This window comes from Aminobacter sp. P4_D5 (assembly GCF_056401815.1).
This window is the reverse complement of sequence record NZ_JBFUIP010000951.1, coordinates 1-622: the sequence shown is the minus strand read 5'-3', so window position 1 is coordinate 622 and position 622 is coordinate 1. Positions and strand designations below refer to the sequence as shown.

Sequence of the window (622 nt, the reverse complement as noted above, 5' to 3'; positions counted from 1 at the left end):
GGCGGATGGGTTGGTTGCCGCTGCGCCCGGCGCGGCCTCTCCCTGGCCGGCTGTGCCGCGGGAAACCGTGGCCTTCGCCGATGTCCTGGCCGCGGCGCTGGAGGATGAGGCTGATCTGAGGGGGCTCGCGCTTTGACCGCCACCCCGCTCCTCGGCGACATCCCACTGACCCGCGTACAGCGCATCGAACACGCGCTCGACGGCGGATTTGCCGGCGCCCGCGTGCTGGGTCTTGCGGGCGATGTGCAGGAGAGTGCGGGGCGCGGCTCCCATCACATCCATATCAGCGGGGCGCTGACCGGCGATGCCGCGTCCGATGAGCTGGACACCTTGCAGAAGGCTGCGGCGACGGGGGAGGAGCTGTCCTTCGCCGCCGATATAGCCGCGGCGCTGGAACTGACCAAAGTCGTGATCCTGTGCTTCCGCGCCACCGAGTCGGCCGGACTGCCCGGGCTCTACGCCTATGAGTTGCTGCTGGCCGAAAGCCCGCCGCTCCCGCCCCCGGCCGAGGTGTCCGGCTTCGGTGGACTGGACGGGCTGGGCGACCTCGGCTTCGACACCGATATCCTGGGCGATATCTCGGATCTCGCCGACCAGGCCGCCGGCGCCATCGACGCGGTGC

General features: G+C 70.6%; 1 protein-coding gene. It reads left to right on the top strand.

The annotated features are described in order from the left end of the window. Positions 1-132 precede the first annotated feature (132 nt). Positions 133-622, top strand: a 490-nt coding sequence (locus AC1DWF_RS36010; RefSeq protein ID WP_476843239.1) for a hypothetical protein, incomplete at its 3' end; no start/stop codon positions are given.